This is a genomic window from Terrisporobacter muris (assembly GCF_024621905.1).
Lineage (GTDB): Bacteria > Bacillota > Clostridia > Peptostreptococcales > Peptostreptococcaceae > Terrisporobacter > Terrisporobacter muris.
In genome coordinates this window covers 1-3,192 of sequence record NZ_JANKBY010000366.1, presented here as the reverse complement: position 1 = coordinate 3,192, position 3,192 = coordinate 1, and the positions used below count along the sequence as shown (strand labels likewise).

The 3,192-nt window shown below is 28.7% G+C and carries 3 protein-coding genes; all 3 read right to left on the bottom strand.

What is annotated here, in order from left to right:
* Positions 1 to 156 precede the first annotated feature (156 nt).
* The 3 genes from NSA58_RS17860 to hydG all read right to left on the bottom strand — a co-directional run bounded on the left by NSA58_RS17860 (position 157) and on the right by hydG (position 2,773).
* Positions 157 to 477, bottom strand: a complete 321-nt coding sequence (locus tag NSA58_RS17860) for a hypothetical protein (RefSeq protein WP_074429896.1) — start codon at positions 475 to 477, stop codon at positions 157 to 159.
* A gap of 77 nt (positions 478 to 554) precedes the next feature.
* Positions 555 to 1,166: an endonuclease/exonuclease/phosphatase family protein gene (locus tag NSA58_RS17855; protein ID WP_074078813.1), complete on the bottom strand. Its 612-nt coding sequence runs from the start codon at positions 1,164 to 1,166 to the stop codon at positions 555 to 557.
* Positions 1,167 to 1,342: 176 nt separating this feature from the next.
* Positions 1,343 to 2,773: a [FeFe] hydrogenase H-cluster radical SAM maturase HydG gene (gene hydG / locus NSA58_RS17850; protein WP_277613761.1), complete on the bottom strand. Its 1,431-nt coding sequence runs from the start codon at positions 2,771 to 2,773 to the stop codon at positions 1,343 to 1,345.
* Positions 2,774 to 3,192: the final 419 nt, after the last annotated feature.

The window sequence follows — 3,192 nt, the reverse complement described above, 5'->3', positions numbered from 1 at the left end:
ATATCAAGTTCTAGCTTATCAACCTTGTTATATACTATGATTGTTTTCTTATCACCAACATCTAAATCTTTTAAAACAGATTCTGTTGTTTGTTTTTGAAGTTCGTAACTGCTGTTAAATCTTTTTAATACCTTTATAATAGCTTTCACCACAAATCTATTTAATATATATAAATCCTTTAGTAGATTTTACTTCTACTTGTTTACCTAAATAAACTTCTAATACATCCGAATATTTTTCAAAATCTATTTTTCCAAGACCTATAGGGCACCATATTTTATAAACGTTCTCTTCTTTTTGCAAAATTGTTTCTACTACCTTTGGATATTCTTTATCCTTATTGCAAAGTCCCACTTTGTTAAAAAATATATCTAATGGGGACTTTTCTTCTTCTTTTCTAAATGCTTTTACTACAATTTCTCCAGTTGCCCAAATACCATCAAATATTATTTGAAGTAAATTTCCATCACTGCTCATTTAATCTCCTCCTATTTTAAATTCTCATTAACTTTCATAACACTTTTCCTTCACTTCTAAATTTTCATAATACGTTTTTATATTTCTACAATAATTGGAAAATGATCTGAATAAAATACTTCATCAACTTCATATGATTTTATATTTATTATTTTACTTACAAAAACATAATCAATCCTGGATATTTTAAAAGTTGGATAAAAATCCTTACACAAGTATTGAGCCACATCTTTATATGAAACTAAACTAATATTTTTCTCATTAAAATCACCACAAATCACAATATTTTTCTTTTGCATTTTTGCAAAATCTAAAATTTCACTTATTTGAGTTTTCCTTTCGTCATTATCTAACCCCAAGTGAGTATTTATAAAAATTTCATCACCTATATCTATACTCAATAGTCCTCTTTGCTCCTTTTTGCTACTTAATAATACATGTTCACTACGAGCTATTTTATTTTTACTTAGTATACATATTCCAAATTTCATCTTCTTATTATTTACATGCAATCCAAATACCCCATCCATTTTTAACAGCTTTTTCATGAGCTTAAATTGATAATATAAAACTTCCTGAAGACAAATAACATCACAATCCAAAGATTTTAAGTAATCTATAAGTTGAAATAAAGTTACCCTTCTAAATTCATCTGTACCTTTATGTATGTTGTAACAAATTAACTTCAAATTTTATCACCCCAATTATATTTTCCATTACAAAATAATATTCATAAATTATTATAATTATCCTTTTATTCTAAAAATTTTTACATAATAAAAAGAAGACAAATAAATTGTCTTCTCCGTAAATAGAATTATCTATATATTTTATTATAATATTAAAGCTTATAGTATCTTCAAGACTAGAATCTAAAGTCTCTTTCTCCATTTGATATTTTAACTAATCTTTCTTCCACTATATTTCTTACTTTATCTTTAGGTATTTTTTTAACTTCTTTTGAAATTAATTCTTCTCCTACTTGTTTTGTATTATCACTTGCATAATCTTCTAAGTACTCTTTTAATGTCATAAGTGCATTTGGTTGGCAACAATTTGCTATTTGTCCACTTTTACATAGCGACATAAATCTGTCCCCTGTTCTTCCCTCTCTGTAACAAGCAGTACAAAAACTTGGAATATAGTTCATATCTAATAACCAGTTAACAACTTCATCTAAAGTTCTATCATCATCTACGTCAAATTGTGCACTCGTAACTTCTTCACTAATCCCTTCTGCTCTATCTGCATATCCTCCAACACTTGTTGATGATGCGCCGCTTATTTGTGAGACTCCTAAATGTAGTACTTTTTCTCTAGTTTTTTGAGATTCTCTTGTTGAAACTATCATTCCCGTATAAGGAACAGCTAACCTAATTATAGCAACTATTTTTTGGAATATTTCATCCGATAGTGCATCTGGAAAATCAGAAACATCTATATCTTCTGCAGGACGAAGTCTTGGTACACTTATAGTATGTGGTCCCACTCCAAACCTTGCTTCTAAATGCTCTGCATGCATTAATATTCCTACCAACTCATACTTATATGTGCTAAGTCCATATAATACGCCAAGGCCAACGTCATCTATACCACCTTCCATTGCTCTATCATGTGCTTCTGTATGATAAGCATAGTCATGCTTTGGTCCTGTTGGGTGAAGTTTTTCGTATGATTCTTTATTGTATGTTTCTTGGAACAATATATATGTACCAATACCTGCTTCTTTTAATTTTCTATAATCTTCTACAGTGGTAGCTGCTATATTTACATTCACCCTACGGATAGCTCCATTTTTATGCTTTATACTGTATATAGTTTTTATAGATTCAAGTATATATTCTAAAGGATTATTTTTTGGGTCTTCTCCAGTTTCTAAAGCAAGCCTTTTATGTCCTAAATCTTGCAATGCAATTACTTCTCTTTTTATTTCTTCTTGAGTTAATTTCTTTCTAGCTATTGTTTTATTTTTTAAATGGTATGGACAATAAACACATCCATTTATACAGTAATTTGACAAGTATAGAGGTGCAAACATTACTATACGATTACCATAGAATCTTTTTTTTATGTCTTCTGCCATTTTAAACATTCTATCAATTAATTCTTCATCTTCACATTCAAGTAATATAGCAGCTTCTCTGTGAGTTAATCCTTTAGCTCTATTTGCTTTGTCTAGTATTCCTTCAATTAATTCCTTATTTCCTTTATTCGCGTTTGCATACTCTAAACTTTCTAAAATCTCCTCATGATTGATAAATTCCTCTGCTTTACTTGATTTTGGATCATAAATCATACTACTTTTCCTCCTAAAAATGTTTTTGCTGACAAATTAGAAGACATATATAATAAGTAAAAAACCTTCGCCAATGGCAAAGGTCATCATGAACTTAATATATAACCATCTTTTTACTTAAGATAAGTCTTAGTAATCAGACTAATTTTATATTATGATTACCTTTCCCCTCAGATGATACTTTAGGGTCAGCTCACTTAAATAGTAGCACAAATTCACTTATTTTGATTAGATTTTTTAATTTTTTATTACGATAAAAATTTCTTACATAAAAAAACACCCCCTTATCGTTTATGAAGTGAACCCTTTACACGGGAATAAATAAAACAACCTCTTTTGAAACATACTATATGTATGATTTTAAAGGAGGTTATTTTATTATGAGTACAAGAGTACACTACTCACCAGAAATAAAATGG